The organism is Aliiroseovarius lamellibrachiae (assembly GCF_018599245.1).
GTDB classification, from domain to species: Bacteria; Pseudomonadota; Alphaproteobacteria; order Rhodobacterales; family Rhodobacteraceae; genus Aliiroseovarius; species Aliiroseovarius lamellibrachiae.
Window position 1 is genome coordinate 153441 of sequence record NZ_JAHEVJ010000008.1, and the last position, 17622, is coordinate 171062.

13 protein-coding genes and 1 tRNA gene are annotated in these 17622 nt (G+C 55.0%); 4 read left to right on the forward strand and 10 right to left on the reverse strand.

The window, feature by feature from the left end:
- Nucleotides 1-287 precede the first annotated feature (287 nt).
- The 5 genes from queG to KKW20_RS14655 all read right to left on the reverse strand — a co-directional run bounded on the left by queG (nucleotide 288) and on the right by KKW20_RS14655 (nucleotide 8981).
- A complete protein-coding gene (queG, locus tag KKW20_RS14635) occupies nucleotides 288-1346 on the reverse strand; it encodes a tRNA epoxyqueuosine(34) reductase QueG (protein ID WP_214568643.1) in 1059 nt (352 codons plus the stop codon).
- Nucleotides 1343-2008: an FtsZ-binding protein FzlA gene (gene fzlA / locus KKW20_RS14640; protein ID WP_214568644.1), complete on the reverse strand. Its 666-nt coding sequence runs from the start codon at nucleotides 2006-2008 to the stop codon at nucleotides 1343-1345. Before fzlA ends, queG begins: the two co-directional genes overlap by 4 nt.
- Nucleotides 2009-2062: 54 nt before the next feature.
- Complete coding sequence (mtgA, locus tag KKW20_RS14645; RefSeq protein WP_214568645.1) at nucleotides 2063-2818, reverse strand: monofunctional biosynthetic peptidoglycan transglycosylase; 756 nt, start codon at nucleotides 2816-2818, stop codon at nucleotides 2063-2065.
- Between the two features lie 125 nt (nucleotides 2819-2943).
- On the reverse strand, nucleotides 2944-7482 hold the full coding sequence (gene gltB, locus KKW20_RS14650) for a glutamate synthase large subunit (protein ID WP_214568646.1): 4539 nt from the start codon (nucleotides 7480-7482) through the stop codon (nucleotides 2944-2946).
- Nucleotides 7483-7547: 65 nt separating this feature from the next.
- Nucleotides 7548-8981: an NAD(P)-dependent oxidoreductase gene (locus KKW20_RS14655; protein WP_214568647.1), complete on the reverse strand. Its 1434-nt coding sequence runs from the start codon at nucleotides 8979-8981 to the stop codon at nucleotides 7548-7550.
- A gap of 246 nt (nucleotides 8982-9227) precedes the next feature.
- Between KKW20_RS14655 and KKW20_RS14660 the strand changes: the two genes are divergently transcribed.
- On the forward strand, nucleotides 9228-10031 hold the full coding sequence (locus tag KKW20_RS14660; RefSeq protein ID WP_214568648.1) for an undecaprenyl-diphosphate phosphatase: 804 nt from the start codon (nucleotides 9228-9230) through the stop codon (nucleotides 10029-10031).
- Nucleotides 10032-10095: 64 nt separating this feature from the next.
- On the opposite strand, the gene KKW20_RS14665 is transcribed toward KKW20_RS14660, so the two are convergent.
- Nucleotides 10096-11076 (reverse strand): complex I NDUFA9 subunit family protein, encoded by a 981-nt coding sequence (locus tag KKW20_RS14665; protein ID WP_214568649.1) that lies wholly within the window; start codon nucleotides 11074-11076, stop codon nucleotides 10096-10098.
- Between the two features lie 166 nt (nucleotides 11077-11242).
- Here KKW20_RS14665 and KKW20_RS14670 point away from each other — a divergent pair.
- The 3 genes from KKW20_RS14670 (at nucleotide 11243) to KKW20_RS14680 (ending at nucleotide 12981) form a co-directional block, all read left to right on the forward strand.
- A tRNA-Leu gene (locus KKW20_RS14670) sits at nucleotides 11243-11329 on the forward strand.
- Between the two features lie 163 nt (nucleotides 11330-11492).
- Complete coding sequence (locus KKW20_RS14675) at nucleotides 11493-12683, forward strand: tyrosine-type recombinase/integrase (RefSeq protein ID WP_214568650.1); 1191 nt, start codon at nucleotides 11493-11495, stop codon at nucleotides 12681-12683.
- A 97-nt stretch (nucleotides 12684-12780) separates the two neighbouring features.
- Nucleotides 12781-12981 carry a helix-turn-helix transcriptional regulator gene (locus KKW20_RS14680; RefSeq protein ID WP_214568667.1) on the forward strand — a complete coding sequence of 67 codons (201 nt, stop codon included), beginning with the start codon at nucleotides 12781-12783 and terminating at the stop codon, nucleotides 12979-12981.
- A 31-nt stretch (nucleotides 12982-13012) separates the two neighbouring features.
- On the opposite strand, the gene KKW20_RS14685 is transcribed toward KKW20_RS14680, so the two are convergent.
- From KKW20_RS14685 to KKW20_RS14700, 4 genes are all read right to left on the reverse strand, one after another.
- On the reverse strand, nucleotides 13013-13903 hold the full coding sequence (locus tag KKW20_RS14685; RefSeq protein WP_214568651.1) for a replication-relaxation family protein: 891 nt from the start codon (nucleotides 13901-13903) through the stop codon (nucleotides 13013-13015).
- 19 nt (nucleotides 13904-13922) lie between these two features.
- Entirely contained in the window at nucleotides 13923-15998 is a 2076-nt protein-coding gene (locus KKW20_RS14690) for a helicase HerA domain-containing protein (RefSeq protein ID WP_214568652.1), read from the reverse strand.
- 13 nt (nucleotides 15999-16011) lie between these two features.
- On the reverse strand, nucleotides 16012-16371 hold the full coding sequence (locus KKW20_RS14695; RefSeq protein ID WP_214568653.1) for a hypothetical protein: 360 nt from the start codon (nucleotides 16369-16371) through the stop codon (nucleotides 16012-16014).
- Nucleotides 16372-16554: 183 nt separating this feature from the next.
- Nucleotides 16555-17232 carry a hypothetical protein gene (locus KKW20_RS14700; protein ID WP_214568654.1) on the reverse strand — a complete coding sequence of 226 codons (678 nt, stop codon included), beginning with the start codon at nucleotides 17230-17232 and terminating at the stop codon, nucleotides 16555-16557.
- Between the last annotated feature and the right edge of the window lie 390 nt (nucleotides 17233-17622).

A 17622-nucleotide genomic window follows, 5' to 3' on the forward strand; every position in this document is an offset into this window, starting at 1 on the left:
GGCTAGCGACAAAGGCACGCTCCCTCGGATACCCCTAGGGCGTTTGATCAGACACCAGCATCAGTATTGCGATCACATAGCCAGGCATCTTGGTCGTTTCAAACCCAGTCATCTTAAACCCGGCCAACTCGACCCCGCCCGTGTCGGACCTTTGGTAACAGCGGCCAGATCATCGCGCGTCCGCCCCTGAACGGCGCCTCATTCCACTCAGAACTGCCATTTCCGAAGCTATAGTCACAATAACTCCGGTCTTCATTCATTAACAACAACTCCAACATTTACACTTATTAAGCCATTGAGTTACTTAACTTTTCAACGGCCCAACGCGCGGCATCCGCCACGGTTTCATCCGCAGAGTGAAGATGCGGAACGGCCAAAGCCTTCAACTCTTCCCGACCTGAGTTGCCAATCGCGTAAAGCACATTGCGCATAAACCGTCCCCAGCCGATCCGCTTTACCGGGCTGCCTGAGAATTTCGTGCGAAATTCTGCGTCATCCAACCCCGCCAAATGCGCAAGGTCCGGCGCGGCCAAATCATCCCGCGCGGCATAGCGGATTTCATGGGCTTCAACTGCAAATTTATTCCACGGGCAGGCCGCCAAACAATCATCACAGCCATAGATGTGATTGCCCAATTTTCCCCGCAGCTCATGATCCACGGGGCCTTTATGCTCGATCGTCAGATAAGAAATGCACCGCCGCGCATCGACCTGAAACGGGGCCGGAAACGCATCCGTCGGGCAGGCGTCCAGGCAGGCACGACAAGTGCCGCAGTTTTCAACCCCCGGCGCATCCTTGGGCAGGTCCAGCGTGGTGAAAATCGCCCCGAGGAAAAACCAATTTCCCAGATCACGACTGAGCAGGTTTGAGTGTTTGCCCTGCCACCCAAGCCCCGCCGCCGCCGCCAGCGGCTTTTCCATCACGGGCGCGGTGTCGACAAAAACTTTGATCTCACAGCCATAGGTTTCAACCATCCAGCGCCCCACGCGTTTCAGCCGTTTTTTCACGATATCATGATAATCGCGGTTCTGCGCATAGACGGAAATCGCGCCCTTTTCAGGCTGCTGCAACACGTCCAAAGGGTTGTGCGCCGGGGTGTAAGGCTCGGCGAGCATGATGACGGATTTTGCCTCTGGCCAAAGGGCGGCGGCACTTCCGCGCCATGTCATCCGCTCTTCCATCCACGCCATATCGCCGTGGCGCCCCTCGGCGACATATTGCGCCAAACGCGCGGCGGTGTCGGGGGTGGCATCGGGGCGACAAACGCCAAAAGCCGCAAACCCTTCGGCGCGCGCCTTGTCTTCGATCGCGGATTTGGTGGCAGCGGTGTCGTCAGATTGGTTCAAAAGTCCAGATCCGCGTAATGCGCGGGCGGCGGAAAGCCCGGCACATTATCCGCCAGAAGCGAGCGGAACGCCGGACGGGATTTGATCTTGGCGTACCATTCGCGCACATTCTCGTTTCGGTTCCAATCCACGTCGCTGATGTAATCCAGGGACGACAAATGCGCCGCGGCGGCAAAATCCGCCAGTGACATCGCGTTTCCTGCAAGCCAGCGGCGCTGATCCAACAGCCAGCCCATGTAATCAAGGTGGTATTTCACCGCTTTGGCCCCGGCCTTGATGGCGCGGCTTTCGGGATAGCCCGCCCCCATGACCTTTTTATTCACCCGCTCGTACAGCAGATTTGCGGTGACTTCATTGTGGAATTTATCGTCAAACCAATTGACCAACCGGCGCACTTCGTACCGGCCTTCGGGGTCATTGGGCATCAACACCGGGGTCGGGTGCATTTCCTCAATGTACTCACAGATCGCGGCACTTTCGGTCAGGATCTTCCCGTCCATCTTCAGCACAGGCACTTTGCCCGCCGGATTGCGGCGCAGGAAATCGGTGGATTTTTCCCAATACCGCTCTTCAACCAGCTCAACCTCAAGCTTTTTCTCTGCCAAAGACAGGCGGACTTTGCGGCAAAACGGCGAAAGGGGAACGTGGAACAGACGGATCATGAGCATTTCTTCAATTAGGGGTTGCCCCCCTATTGCCAATTTTGGCGCTGAGGATCAATCCTCGAAACACGCGGCGCGGCCATCTCGGCGGATCGTGGCAGCCCCGTCCAGGATGGATGCGGCCCGTTTTCGAAGCGCGGTTGAGGGTTTTGCGGCGGAGCGTTCCTTGGGGTTTGGCAAGACCGCCGCCAATCGCGCCGCTTGTGTCGGGGTCAGTTTTTCAGGGCCGATGCCGAAATAATGACGGCTCGCCGCTTCAACCCCAAACACACCTTTGTCAAATTCGATCACGTTCAAATAGACCTCAAGGATGCGTCGCTTGGTCCAGACCAGTTCAACGGCGGGGGTCAACACCGCCTCTAGCGCTTTGCGCGGCCAGGATCGCCCCTGCCACAGATAGGTGTTTTTCACGGTTTGCTGGCTGATGGTCGACGCCCCACGATTGGCACCGTGATCAATCGCCAGCCGGATCGCGCGCATATCAAACCCCCAATGCTGACAGAAATTTGCATCCTCTGCCGCCACGACAGACCGCACCATGACCGGGGCAATTTCATCATAGGCAACCCATTGATGATCCACCCACCCAAGGCGCATTCTCTCGGCGATGATATAGGGGGTGGTCGGCGGGTTCAGCACCGCATAGCCCGCGACACCAAGGGCAAATACCGCAAGGGAGAAAAGCACGAAACGGCGCAACCATTTGCGCAGCCAAAGAACCGGATGCACCCCCGTGTTCGCTTTGGCGGCTTTGGCCGATTTCGTCGGTTTGCCCTTTTTGGACGCTGTTTTTTTCGCTCGTTTTGCCACGTATCTTTCAGACCATGTTGCAGCCTGCGGGGTCAAGGCCGCGCTTGGGAATTTACGTGCCTGTGGTGAGAATGCAAAAACGCCCACCGAAATGGCGGGCGCTTTTAGATCACATGTGGCGGGGGTTATTCCGCCGGGATGGCTTCGGCCTCGATCCCCAGGGGGGCGGGTAGTTTATCAAGCATTTCCTTTGGGCAAACCTGAAGGAAGTTGCGTTTTTCGCTGTCCCAATGGCGCAGGATTTCGGTGGCTTTGGCTGATCCGGTTTCCTCGACATGACGTTCCACCAGGGTTTTCAGTTGGTTTTCCCAATGCGCCACAGCGACCGGGCAGGTCGCCAGCCCCTCCATGTTCATCAGGTCCGTTGCGGTCCCTTCAGGGTCATACAGATACGCCATGCCGCCGGTCATGCCCGCGCCAAAGTTCGACCCGATGGATCCCAAGATCACCGCAACACCGCCGGTCATGTATTCGCACCCGCAGGCACCACAGCCTTCGATCACCACTTTGGCACCCGAATTGCGCACCGCAAAGCGTTCGCCCGCGCGGCCTGCTGCAAACAGATATCCATCGGTGGCGCCATAAAGCACCGTGTTGCCGATGATGGTGTTTTCCGATGCTTCAAGCGGGCTGGACATGGGCGGACGCACCACAATGGTTGCCCCGGACAGACCTTTTCCAACGTAATCATTGGCGTCCCCCGACACTTCGATCTTAAGACCCGGCGCGGCAAACGCGCCCAGCGCCTGACCCGCGGACCCGGTCAGCTTTACCGTCAGATGATCTGGCTGCAGGTTGTTGCGCATGCCAAATTTCTTCACGATATGGCTGGACGTGCGTGTGCCCACAGTCCGGTGCGTGTTTTGCACCGCATAGGAAAGTTGCATCTTTTCACCATCTTCCAAGAAGCGGGCCGCGTCGCGCACGATCTCAGCATCCAGCGTGTCTGGCACCGCATTGCGCGGTTTGTTGCGATCATATGTGATGCGGTCCGCCCCATCGACGGTGATCAAAAGCGGGTTCAGATCGAGGTCATCAAGGTGGGCAGAGCCACGCGACACCTGGCTCAGAAGATCGGCACGGCCAATCACTTCGTCCAAACTGCGCGCGCCGATACGGGCCAGAATTTCACGCACCTCCTGGGCGTAAAACGTGATCAGGTTGACCACTTTATCCGCAGATCCCGAAAACTTCGCACGCAGGTCTTCGTCTTGCGTACAGACCCCCACCGGGCAAGTGTTCGACTGGCACTGACGCACCATGATACAGCCCATCGCGATCAGGGCCGCGGTGCCAATGCCGTATTCTTCGGCGCCCAACATGGCGGCCATCACAATGTCACGCCCGGTGCGCAAACCACCATCGGTGCGCAGCGTGACGCGTTCGCGCAGGTTGTTCATCGACAGCACCTGATGCGCCTCGGTCAGGCCCATTTCCCACGGCAGGCCCGCGTATTTTATCGAGGTCGCAGGCGACGCGCCCGTCCCGCCATTATGGCCCGAAATCAGGATGATATCTGCCTTGGCCTTGGCCACTCCGGCAGCAATTGTGCCCACGCCAGAGGACGCCACCAGCTTCACCGTCACCTTACAGCGCGGATTGATCTGTTTGAGGTCATAGATCAGCTGGGCCAAATCCTCGATCGAATAAATATCGTGATGCGGCGGCGGTGAAATCAGCGTGACCCCTTTGGTCGAAAGACGCAGGCGGGCAATCAGATCCGTGACCTTCATACCGGGCAGCTGGCCACCCTCGCCGGGCTTGGCCCCTTGCGCCACTTTGATCTCAAGCTCTTCGCATTGGTTCAGATATTCCGCCGTCACACCAAACCGGCCGGAGGCGACCTGTTTGATCTTGGCCGACGGGTTGTCACCATTGGGTTCCGGGTGGAAATGCGCGGGATCTTCGCCGCCTTCACCACTGTCGGATTTCGCGCCAATTCGGTTCATCGCAACGTTCAGCGTTTTATGCGCTTCGGGCGACAGCGCCCCCAGCGACATGCCCGGCGTCACGAACCGTTTGCGGATCGCGGTGATGCTTTCCACCTCTTCAATCGGCACCGCCGCGCCCATTGGTTTGATGTCCAGAAGGTCACGCAAATGGATCGGCGGGTTGGCACGAAGACGTGCGGAATATTGCTTCCACATCTCGTAACTCGCGCGGTCACAGGCGCTTTGCAACAGGTGCATGGTCTGTGCTTCCCACGCGTGTTTTTCGCCCGAGCGGCGCGATTTGTAGAAACCACCGACGGGCAGAACCATATTGCCTGCACCAAACCCAGCGGCGTGAACCTCTTCCAGTTTCTTCTGGATGCCGCCCACACCAATGCCGGAAATCCGCGAGGTCATGCCGGGGAAATATTCCGCCACCATCGCGCGCGACAGGCCCACCGCCTCAAAGTTCAAGCCACCGCGATAGGATGAAATCACCGAGATGCCCATCTTGGCCATGATCTTCAAAAGACCTTGGTCGATGGCTTCACGATACCGGCGAATGGCTTCGGTCAACGAGCAATCCAAAAGGTTGCGATCAATGCGGTCGGCCAAAGAATCCTCGGCCAGATAGGCGTTTACCGTGGTTGCCCCACAGCCCACCAACACCGCAAAATAATGTGGATCAAGACATTCGGCAGAACGCACATTCAGCGATGTAAAGGTCCGCAGCCCCTTGCGCACCAGCCACGAATGCACGGCGGATGTGGCCAGGATCATCGGCATCGCAATGCGGTCTTCGCCCTGTGCCTGATCGGTCAGAACCAAATGGCCCGCGCCCGATTGCACGGCCTCTTCGGCCTTTTGACGGATCTCGGTCAGGGCCGCTTGCAGCGCACCATTGCCCGCATCTGCCGGGAAGGTACAGTCAATTTCAACCATCGGCGCGTTGAACGCGTTGATCATCTGGTCGAACTGTTCATTGCCCACAAAAGGGCTGTCCAGCACGATGATTTCCGTCTGACCACCGCTTTCATCCAGCACGTTTTTCAAGTTGCCGAACCGGGTCTTCAGCGACATCACCCGGAACTCGCGCAAACTGTCGATCGGTGGGTTTGTCACCTGGCTAAAGTTCTGACGGAAGAAGTGGCTGAGCGGCCGGTATTTGGTCGACAGAACCGCCGATGGGGTGTCATCGCCCATCGAGGCCAGTGCCTCTTTGCCGTCCTCAGCCATCGGCGCAAGGATCTGTTCCAGCTCTTCCAATGTATAGCCCGCAGCCACCTGACGGCGGCGCAGCTCATCGCCAGAATACAGCGCTTTTTCCTCAATCCCGCTCAGGTCTTCGTCAAGATTATGGATCTTGCCAACCCATTCGCCAAACGGCAAAGCGGCAGAGAGTTTATCTTTGATTTCAGTGTCATGATAGACTTTTCCGTCCGCCATATCGACGGCAATCATCTGCCCCGGACCAAGCGCGCCTTTTTCCACAACGCCCGCCTCGTCAATCGGGACCATGCCCGCCTCGGACCCGGCAATCAGCAACCCGTCACCTGTCACAACATACCGCATTGGGCGCAGACCGTTGCGGTCCAGACCCGCACAAACCCAGCGGCCATCGGTCATCGCCAAGGCGGCGGGGCCGTCCCAAGGTTCCATCACCGAGTTGCAATAGGAATACATGTCTTTCCACGCATCCGGCAGCTCTACCGCTTGCTTGGACCAGCTTTCGGGCACCAACATTGTTTTCGCCATCGGGGCCGAGCGACCCGCACGCACCATCACTTCGAACACCGCATCCAAAGCCGCGGAGTCGGACGACCCAGAGGCCACAATCGGCTTGATGTCCTCCGCCAGCTCGCCAAAAAACGACGAGGCCATGCGGATTTCATGCGATTTCATCCAGTTCAGGTTGCCCTTCAGCGTGTTGATCTCGCCATTGTGGGCCAGCATGCGGAACGGTTGGGCCAACCACCATTGCGGGAAGGTATTGGTCGAATACCGCTGGTGGTAAATCGCGAACGATGACTTGAACTGTTCGTCCATCAGATCGGGGTAAAACACCGCCACCTGTTCGGCCAGCATCATGCCCTTATAGATGATCGACCGGCAGGACAGCGACGCGATATAAAGCCCGGAAATCCCGGCGCTGGCGGCCGCTTTTTCAATGCGGCGACGGATCACGTAAAGCTCACGTTCAAAGGTTTCTTCATCGACCCCCTTGGAGTTTGTGATCATGATCTGTTCAATCTCGGGCCGGGTCGCATTGGCTTTTTCACCCAAACAGGTGATGTCGACCGGAACGTGGCGCCAGCCGTAGATGTAATAGCCCATCTTGAGGATTTCGGTTTCCACGATGGTTCGGCAGGTTTCCTGCGCACCGAAATCCGTGCGCGGCAGGAACACCTGACCCACCGCAATCAACTGATCCTCGCGCGGTTCATGCCCGGTGCGTTTTACTTGGTCATAAAAGAACGGCACTGGGATTTGTACGTGAATGCCTGCGCCATCGCCGGTTTTACCATCCGCATCCACCGCCCCGCGGTGCCAGATTGCCTTGAGCGCATCAATGCCCGCCTCGACCACTTTGCGCGAGGCTTTGCCGTCGGTGGCCACCACAAGGCCAACCCCACAAGAGCTGTGCTCTTCTTCTTCGCTGTAAAGACCGTTTTCGGCCATATACGCGCGTTTGGCTTCTTCTTGGGCAACCCATTCTGCGTCAAATTTTGTCATATCTCTGTCTCCTCTCAGGGCGTGGGCGCGGCCATTTGGCGGCCCGGCATACCCGGATTTATTGATTACTCGGCGGCCACAGCGGCGCGTTCAGACAAGGTGGCCAAAATATTGGCCCCCGCTTCGCGACCGTCCCGGATGGCCCAAACCACCAAAGACGCCCCGCGCACGATGTCGCCCACGGCCCAGACCCCATCCATATCGGTCTTGTGGGTTTCAAACGCCGCCTTGACGGTGCCCCAACGGGTCACGGGCAGGTCGGGCTCATTCCACAGGGTTGGCAGGGCTTCGGGTTCAAAACCCAGCGCCTTGATCACCAAGTCAGCCTCTTCGACATAATCCGCGCCCTCAATCACTTCGGGGCTGCGACGACCAGAGGCATCCGGCGCGCCGAGGCGGTTTTTCTGCACCATCACACCGGTCACAGGATCACCCGCGAACCCTTTGGGCGCGGCCAGCCAGACGAATTCCACGCCTTCTTCTTCGGCATTTTGCGTCTCACGTTGTGAGCCCGGCATATTGGCGCGGTCGCGACGATAGAGACATTTCACCGAAGTGGCCCCTTGGCGAATGGCGGTGCGCACGCAATCCATCGCGGTGTCGCCGCCACCGATGACCACAACCTTTTTGCCTTCTGCGTTCAGCTCGCCGCTTTCAAATTCGGCAACCTTGTCGCCAAAATCGGTGCGGTTGGAACAGGTCAGATAATCCAGCGCATTGACGATACCAGCGGCGCCCCCGCCCGGACCTTGCAGGTCGCGGGTTTTGTAAACGCCTGTGGCAATCAGCACCGCGTCGTTCTCTTTGTGGATGTCAGCAAAGGTGACGTCTTCGCCCACATTACAATTCAGTTTGAAGGCAACGCCCGCACGCTCCAACAGCTCAACCCGGCGCATCACCACGTCTTTTTCCAGCTTAAAGCCGGGGATGCCATAGGTCAAAAGCCCGCCCGCGCGGTCGTGACGGTCATAGACGGTCACAGACACACCCGCGCGCACCAGCACGTCAGCGGCGGCGAGCCCCCCGGGGCCGGCACCAATGATCGCAACCTTTTCGCCGGTCGCTTTGCCGGGCGTGATTTCTTCGACCCAACCGTTTTCCCAGGCGGTGTCGGTGATGTATTTTTCAACCGCGCCGATTGTGACGGTGCCATGGCCGGATTGTTCAATCACACAATTGCCTTCGCACAGGCGATCCTGCGGGCAGATGCGACCGCAGATTTCCGGGAAGGTGTTAGTGGCCTGCGACAGCTCATACGCTTCTTTCATCCGCCCAGTTGCTGTCATGCGCAGCCAGTCGGGGATATTGTTGTGCAACGGACAATGGGATTGGCAATAGGGCACACCACATTGGCTACAGCGGCTTGCTTGCTCTTCGGCCTTGGTGGCTGAAAACTCTGCATAGATCTCATGAAAGTCTTCTTTGCGTGTTTCCGCCGACCGCTTTTGCGGCATATCGCGGTCTACGTTCACAAATTTCAACATCGGCTGCTTTGCCATAACCTTGCTCTCCGTCACATCGCGCGTTTATCTTGAAACGCATAGCTGGGAATGCCCTTTTAAAAAAGGCTGGGAGAAATGAAAAGTCAGCAATGCTGACCTAATGTCGCATTTATCCACCTTTTCTCGGGGTGATTTCGTATTTATTGCATATTTTATGCCAGCATTACTGACCTATATTTTCCTCTTCCCTTTCAAACTCGTTTCAGTAGGTTGCCCACAACCGCAGTTTTCAAGGGTTTAGCCATGTCCCTCGCCCATCTTTTCCTTGTCGCCATCATTCAGGGAATCACCGAATTTTTGCCCGTCTCGTCATCAGGACACCTTGTGTTGGTGCCGATCCTGACCGGTTACCCGGACCAAGGTCAGGTGATTGATGTGGCCGTGCATATGGGCACGCTTATGGCGGTGGTGATCTTTTTCTGGTCGGATGTGAAGATGGGGCTGATGGGCACTCCGCGCATGTTGACCGGGCGGATTGATACGGCGGGGGCGAAGCTGGCGTTTCTGTTGATGGTCGCGACCATTCCGGCCGTGCTGTTTGGGCTGATGCTGAAACTGACCGGGCTGGATGATGCAATGCGGTCGGTGAAGGTAATCGGCTGGACCATGCTGATCTTTGGCATCGTGCTTTATGTGGTGGACCAACGTGGCGGACACAGCAAGAAAGCGGACGATTGGAGCCTTCGCGACGCGCTGATTTTGGGGGTGTGGCAAGCGGTGGCCCTGATCCCCGGCTCCTCCCGCTCTGGCACCACCATTTCCGGCGCGCGGGCATTGGGGTACAATCGAACCGACAGCGCCAAAATCTCGATGCTGATGTCGATCCCGGTGATCTTTGCCTCGGGTGTCCTTTTGGGCAGCGAAGTGGTGGCGACGGCCAATGCACAGGCCGCGCGAGACGGGGCCATTGCGGCGGGGTTTTCCTTTGTCTCGGCCTTGCTCGCGCTCAGCCTGATGATGCGGCTTTTACGCTCGGTCAGCTTCACCCCTTACGTGATCTATCGAATTATTCTGGGTCTGGCGCTGCTGGGCATTGCCTATAGTTAAAGCCCCCCGAACGAAAAAGGGCGCAGCCCGCGGCCACGCCCTTTTTCAAATCTAACTGCTGATATCAGCTTTTGAGGTTTTTCGCCGACGCTGTGATCGCCGCATATTCACCACCGGTGCGGAAACGCCATAGGTAGTCCGGCAAAATCGCGTCCATCGCCATCGGTTGAATGTCCAGATCAGCAAAGCCTTTGGCCCCCTCATGCACAACCGTATCCGCGCGCAGACTGCGCACCTGGTCACGGCTGAGAAGCGCCGGCACCAGACCGCCCGACAGTTTCTGGATCATGTCAAAGAAGAACGCATTGATGCGCGCAATGCCAAACGGGATGTTGATCACACCGCGACGGCGCTGAACATGTTTCAACATCCGCTTCATCAGGTCACGGAAGCTTTCGACATCCGGCCCGCCAAGCTCATAGATACCAGCCTCAGCCGTGCCCAACACGCCCTTTTCGGCGGCGGCGGCCACATCATCCACATAGACAGGTTGGAACATTGTATCCACACCCACAAGCGGGATCACCGGGCTCATGCCTGTCATCTTGGCGAAGCGGTTAAAGAACTGATCTTCCTGACCAAAAATGATCGAAGGGCGCAGGATAACAGCACCTGGGAAGGCGGCCTGAACCGCGGCGTCACCGCGCGCTTTACTGCGGCCATACATGCTGGGCGCATCTTCAGCAGCAGCCAATGAGGACACATGCACCAACCGGTCCACGCCCTCTTCTGCTGCAATCTTGGCGATCCGTTCGGCGGCCACAGTATGCACCTGATTAAAGGTGTTTTTGCCAATCGCCAACAGCACACCCACGCAGTTCACAACCGCATCAGCGCCCTGCATCGCGGCGCGCACCGAGGCGTCATCGCGAATGTTGCACAAGATTGGTTCGACCTGACCCACCGCGCCATAAGGCTTTACAAAAAGCGCCTCATTGGGGCGACGCACGGCCACGCGCACGCGCCAGCCTTGCTTGGCCATACGACGCGCCACATAACGCCCCACAAAACCGGATCCGCCATAAATGGTCACTAGCTTGGACATCCGTGTCCTCCTTGCAAATCTCGCGCAAATGCATATCGCATATCTCGTGCAATGGCATAGCTTTCTCGGGTCGATTGAGCAAGACAGAAAGCCTTTTTGGACAAAAGACAGTTTAAGCGCTTGACGCCCTGCGCGGTTCACATTACATCGCCCCTCACCAACCCGTGCCCAGATGGCGGAATTGGTAGACGCGCTAGCTTCAGGTGCTAGTGTCCGTATGGACGTGGAGGTTCGAGTCCTCTTCTGGGCACCATTTATCCCCGACATAGCTGCCCATAATGCTCCAAAAATATTGATTTTTGGATGTTTATGTGTATGGTTCTGAACATAGCAGAACACTCGATACCCCCAGAAAACAAAGCATGTGGGGGTATCATTGGGGGTATTCCTCCGCAGTTAAAGGGTTGATACCCCCAATGGCACTTTCAGACCTGAAAATTAGAAAAGCAAAGAAGTTAGAAAAGCCGTATAAGCTGTCAGATGCTAGCGGCCTCTTCCTATTGGTAAAACCGAACGGCTCAAAACTCTGGCAGCAGAAATATCGGTACAACGGCAAAGAACGGCTTTTATCACACGGGCCTTATCCCGACGTGTCATTGGCCCAGGCGCGACAAAAGCGAGATGAAGCTCGAGCTCTCCTCTCAAACGGCACAGACCCCTCCATCCAGAAACGGCTTGATCATATCGAAGCCGAAACTCAGTCCAGAACAACTTTCCTTTTGGTCGCAGAAGAATACTTGCAAATGGCTTATGATCGTGAGCTTGCCGACGCAACGATGCGAAAAAAGTTATGGCACATTCATACCTTGGCCGAGCCGTTGCATAATCGCCCCATCAACGAAATCTCCCCCGCCGAAATACTTCATCTGCTTAAGAGTATTGAACGAAGTGGGCGACGAGAAACCACCAAAAAATTGCGCGGCACTTTGTCGGGTGTCTTTCGTTTGTCTATCGTCACGTTGCGTGCAGACAATGATCCAACTTATGCAGTGAAAGGTGCCCTATTACCCGTAAAGGTAACCAATCGCGCTGCAATCACAGATGAAAAGATGTTTGGCCAATTTCTCAGGGATCTGGATGAATATTCTGGCGCGGGCATAATAAAAGACGCCATCCTTTTTCAAATCCTCACGATGACCCGCCCCGGTGAAGTCCGAGGAGCCAAGCAAAAGGAATTTAGTATTGAGCGCCAAACCTGGAGTATTTCCTCTGATCGCACCAAAATGCGCCGAGATCACATCATCCCTCTCTCAGTACAGGCGCTGAATTTGGTCAAAAGAAATTGGATTGATGTGAATGGCGTTGAGTTGATCTTTCCGTCGTTGAATTCAAACCGGAAATGGCTTTCCGAAAACGCCTTCAACTCAGCCCTTCGCCGTATGGGGTATTCAAAGGAAGAGGCAACAGCGCATGGGTTTCGATCAACCGCCAGCACTATTCTTAACAATCGAGGATTCGACGGAGACGTAATTGAAGCCGCCCTTGCGCATCAGGACAAAAATGCAATTCGTAGAACTTACAACCGAGCCACATATTGGGATCAGCGCGTGCAGCTGATGAACGGTTGGGCAAGTTTGGTCGATCAATTCCGGCAAGACGCGCCCTAGGTCTCGCCATACTCGCCAGGCCCTGCTAGGCTTTTTTTGCCTAGGTATTGTCGTAACCTTGGGCATCGCGATGCTCTTCATTCTTGGAGAGATCGTGATGCGGATTTTATCGAAACGTCAATTGAGAGAGCTGGTCTTGTATTCGCCACAACACATTGCACGTCTGGAAAAGGCAGGCCTATTCCCATTGCGGGTACAGCTGGGCCCGAACAGAGTGGGATGGGTGGAAAGCGAAGTGCTGGAGTGGCTTGAACACCGTTTGGCCAATCGGGAAGCCCCAACCGGCACTCCTGTTTAGGAGTTTGGGTGACCGGAGGTGCACACTTCGGTCACCCTTTTGAAATCATTACCGGCGTCCCGTTTGCACGGTTCCAAGGTTTTGAGAAGAGCCCTGCCCAAACACTATTATTCATTGATCGTTCTCGCTGCGCGGGTATGGCCGTTGTCAAAAATGAGGCGATTGCGGCACCATGATACTTGCTTAGTAATTCTAAGAAGCGTTGTTCTTTTGCGCGGCTGGTAAACACCCACATGGTGAGCATATTTGCAGTCAGCCCATAGTGAGCTTTGTAAATGTTCAGCTCTATAACCTGCAGATATTGCTCAATAGACCGTGACCAGTTTTTGCGCTGTGTTGGGGATGTCTTCGGTTCCGTGCCTCGATCAACTTCCAGCGCAAATGCGCGAAAGCTGCCGCCATAATTCAGCGCAAAGAGTTGGTCCGGGATTAGTTTGGCACCCGCAACGGGAAGAGCCAACTGTGCTTTTTTCTTGGCCAGAATTTGATGCGCCGGAATATAACCCACACCCTCGCGGGCTGCAGCAATATCGATGGAACTGGTCACACAAGACGTCATGTAACCGTGCCACCAATGGCCTGTTGGGCAAACAGTGGGTTCAGCAAGCCCAAGGTCAAAAAGATGGTCTTTGGCTTTGGGCGTCAGATCATAAATATATGGATTAAAATCCGCATGTTCTGCAAAGCGCTGCTGTCGGGGCAGCGTCAAATACCCACCTGCCCTGAGTTTTCTCAACTGCCTCAAGGCCGTGTCGCGGCAAGAATGTGTATCGCGGGTCAGCTCATAGAGATATTGTGACGATTGCGGTCCGTGGCGCTCAATATGTTTAAACCACCGGACCTCGCGTTTGGTCGGCTTAACACCCACTTGTGGCGCTATGTGATCAAATGTTGATCTGCCTAGTCTATCTGTCTGTACCATACAGATAGACTAGCCGAACTCAGAGCTCCGGCGAAGAGCTTGCTGGGTCATCACCCTGTTTTTCATCATCTTTCTCAGGATCTTCGTTCTCTCCTGGTTCGCTATGATCATCCTCGTTCTGCCATGGTTCAGCGTAAGTTTTTCGGCTGTGTTCGCGGATTGCATCGAGCTCTTGCTTGCTTGCTTTGGGCAGATTTTCCAACACAAAAAATGGAATGGATATCGGCACTGCGCGATCCGTAAAGCCTCGCACAAAAGTGGCATAAGTGCCTTTTGGTTGCTTCTGGATCATATCAGCGTCCACACCCATTTGACCCGCCAAAGCGCGTGCATCACGGGCTGAGACCCCTCCTGCCATTTTGATCGACGTGTTTGCCTCAAAGGCCTCTTGCAACCCATTTGAAAGCTGTCCGAGGTACTGATGCGCCATGACCATGCCGACCATGTATTTACGTGCTTGGCTGAGAATGATGCCAATGTTTTGATCAAAGTAATCCTGCGCCTCATCCACATACACCATCGCAGTCAGACGATCTCGCTCAGCCAAGGTGGCGCGTTCTTGGGCCGCTTGGGCAATCAAGGCGATGAAAAAGCGGCCAAAGATCTGGGTGCCCTGTTCTTTCAATAGTGATTTTGAGGTGTTGATCAGGATAAGTTTGCCCGCGTTGATCTCCGTGAACATATCGAACTTCGATTGCGGGTTGGTGAACATGCGCTCAAAGGTGCGGTTTTCGAGCACCCCGTAGAGGCGGCGCAAGACCTGCGTTTTGGTGTTGGTGAACTCTTTGCTGTCAAACTCGGTTTCAAAAAATCTGCGCGGAGTGCCTTCAAGTTTCGCAATATGCTCTTGGTATTTATCAGTGCCGCCCTCTTCCATCAGCTCCCGCAGCGTATGAATGGTGGCATCCGGAATATGGAACATCAGCCGCGTAACATAGCGAAACACAACGCTTTGCTTGGCCGTCATGCCAGCAGACAGAAGCGATCCCAGCACAAAATCATAAAGCTCAATGATTGAGTTGGTCAGCCGTTCACGCTCAAGATCACCGTAGTTTTGCAACCGATCCTGGCCAACAGAGAAGAGGTTGAGGCTAACCGGAAAGGCGATGTCTTCCGGATCAATCAGCACAATTTTTTCTGGAGGCAGTGTTTTGGCTTTCAGGATTGTGTTGATCAGGTCACCCTGACTGTCAATCACCACAACGGATTTGTTGCCAAGCGCGACGTCTTCAAGATCTCTGGCAAGAAAATACTGCAGAGTTTGAGTTTTACCGTGGCCGGAACCCGCAACAATATGCATGTGCTCAAACCGGCTCGCCTCAGGCGTTTCAAATGGGGTACGCAGATGAAAAAGGGATTTTAGATGGGTGCCAGCCAGGTAGGTGTCCACCACATCATCCCCTTTGTAGTCCGGTGGGAAGATCGGCTGCGTGCGGTGGGTGCGGCTAAGGTTTGCGTCAATCCGTTCGCGCAGGCGTTTGAAGTGGTTGTAGTCATTATCAGCAAAAAAGGGTGCAATGACATTTTGCACCGCCTGTCCCAATGGGTGCACAAACTGGGTCACATCCACCAGAACATCTCCTTCAATCGGCGGCACCGCCTGGGCAACGACCGCAAGGCTGTCGGAAATTGAAGACAGCGCCGCCATCACCATGACCCGGTCACTGAGCGCCTGACCGGACCTTGCCAACATGTCGCGATAGCGCGCGCCCTCAATTGTATTGCAGAGCGCTGGCATCGGTGGGATGTTCGGGCTTAAGCCTTCGTCGTGGAACAACGCGCGACCAATTTCCAGAAGTTGGATTTGCAGCGGCACAGGTGTGTCTGGTGGCCAATATTGCACCAAGGCTGCATCAATCTCATCATCACTCAGCTGCACTTGGCCAGACAGCGCATAGTTGTAGAGCAACAGGGTTTCTTCGCGGGCCAAGCGCTCGAGCCGCTTTGGGCTTTCCCTGTACAGTCGAAAGAAAATGTAAGCCGGAATACCGATGAGTAGAAACGGGGTTATGAGGACTGCTAAGGATAGAAACCCAGCGATAATCATAAAGGATAGAATAAGCCCGCCAAAATCATCTGAATTTGAACCTGCCATCCCGTCTTCCTTTTCAGAGTTCAATCACGGTTCGCGAACCTGTTTCTGCATTATCATCCAGCCAGGCTTTCATCTGGCCCATCACAGCCAAAATGCTCTCTTCATAGATCTTGGATTTGGACGGTGTGGCGCAGAGAAATCGATCAATCTGCCCATCCATCAGATGCTCAACGCGCAGTTCAAATTTCTCATCACGCGCATCGTTTTTTGCATCCGCCGGGCGACGATCCACCAGTTTTGTTTTCAATAGCCCGCGTTGTTTGATGATCTGCTTTTCTTCATGGGTAAACGCCACCATCAAATGGACCTCGTGATAGGTCTTCTTAAAGATGAACCCCTTTCGGATCACATGATGAGAGATGGAAACACGCATGGCGTTTTAATCTCGAACGAGCAATATGTCGCCGCCGTAGGCGACATAAATATCATCCGCAAAAGCGGATGAAGTCACGGGTTCAAAACAACGTATCATGTGATGCTATGCTCCCAAATGTTCAGCTATGTATCCCCATACGTGATCCCCATAGAGGTTGGGGGTCTACTATGGGGGTAACGGTCAGGTTTTTTGGTTCACTTCAGCCAGTGTTTTCTCCGGCAAAGGTGCAAATGAATCGATGTACTTTTCAGCCTCCGGAAGGGTGTTAAATGGGATGCCATTGTATAGAAATTTTCCTTTTTCGGCCCGGATCGTCTTGCCCTGATAAACTGTGGTCTTCGCAACAGGCGCTTCTAGCTTGGGTTCCTTAATTTCTCGACCAGGCTGTGAAGCTTCATTGGCTTGACCGGCGAAAGAACTCTTGGGATCTTGTGCGCCTTCCCTCTGAGCAGCTGCCGAAAAAGTCTGCGGTGCTGCGCTGTGAAGTTTCAGGCCTTGCTTGGAGACATCTAGCTGATCGCGCGAGATTTTTAGCATTTGTTGGGTGTATTCGGCAGTGTCAACATTGGCCCGGCCAATCTGGACAAAGGCAACAAGAAGAAATCCCGTGATAGCAATCCCAATGCCTGGAACCATCGCCAGAAGCCCCGCACCGCTTCCGCCGTATTGGGATGCTCCGCTGGCGCTGACCAGAGCGACTACGCCCCCAATGACCGCCACAGACCAAGCCAAAAAGGCTAAGAAACTGAAGAGTGAACGCGCCGCTTCGTATGATCTCATTTTCTCCGACATAAACTTGGTTCCTTCTAATGATGTGTTTTCAATACCTGCCACTCTGCACCAAAGATCATGTTTCACTCAATAGTTGAGTGAAACTTCCATTTGTCAGTTCAAAAATGGGCGCCAAACAAAACCGCCCAACAAGAGGACGGTTGAAAGACACATTAGCTTGGGTTTCGCGTTTGCCAAGTTCATCCCATAGCTGCAGCAAGCGTTGACGATGGGCCGCGCATCACGGTAAGCGCGAGAGACAGGGCTTCAAAGATCACGGTGTTACGTGGTTCGTTGTCCCAAATTCTACGCCTTTTCGGAACCCAGTTGTGTAGCTCTGGATATTGCTGCGCCTGTCTGACGTCAGCGCTTATGGGTCCAAATAGGGCAATTTGATAAGAGAGTGTTTCTGGCTCATCGTGACCACCGAGGAGTGGACGATGAGAAAGACAACCAAGAGCCCCGGCGAGAAGATCG

Bases quoted from the DNA above. Each gene is read 5' to 3' on its own strand.
- fzlA (WP_214568644.1), bottom strand. From the start codon at position 2,008: ATGATCCGTCTGTTCCACGTTCCCCTTTCGCCGTTTTGCCGCAAAGTC.
- gltB (WP_214568646.1), bottom strand. From the start codon at position 7,482: ATGACAAAATTTGACGCAGAATGGGTTGCCCAAGAAGAAGCCAAACGC.
- KKW20_RS14655 (WP_214568647.1), bottom strand. From the start codon at position 8,981: ATGGCAAAGCAGCCGATGTTGAAATTTGTGAACGTAGACCGCGATATG.
- KKW20_RS14660 (WP_214568648.1), top strand. From the start codon at position 9,228: ATGTCCCTCGCCCATCTTTTCCTTGTCGCCATCATTCAGGGAATCACC.
- KKW20_RS14665 (WP_214568649.1), bottom strand. From the start codon at position 11,076: ATGTCCAAGCTAGTGACCATTTATGGCGGATCCGGTTTTGTGGGGCGT.
- KKW20_RS14675 (WP_214568650.1), top strand. From the start codon at position 11,493: ATGGCACTTTCAGACCTGAAAATTAGAAAAGCAAAGAAGTTAGAAAAG.
- KKW20_RS14680 (WP_214568667.1), top strand. From the start codon at position 12,781: ATGCGGATTTTATCGAAACGTCAATTGAGAGAGCTGGTCTTGTATTCG.
- KKW20_RS14685 (WP_214568651.1), bottom strand. From the start codon at position 13,903: ATGGTACAGACAGATAGACTAGGCAGATCAACATTTGATCACATAGCG.
- KKW20_RS14690 (WP_214568652.1), bottom strand. From the start codon at position 15,998: ATGGCAGGTTCAAATTCAGATGATTTTGGCGGGCTTATTCTATCCTTT.
- KKW20_RS14695 (WP_214568653.1), bottom strand. From the start codon at position 16,371: ATGCGTGTTTCCATCTCTCATCATGTGATCCGAAAGGGGTTCATCTTT.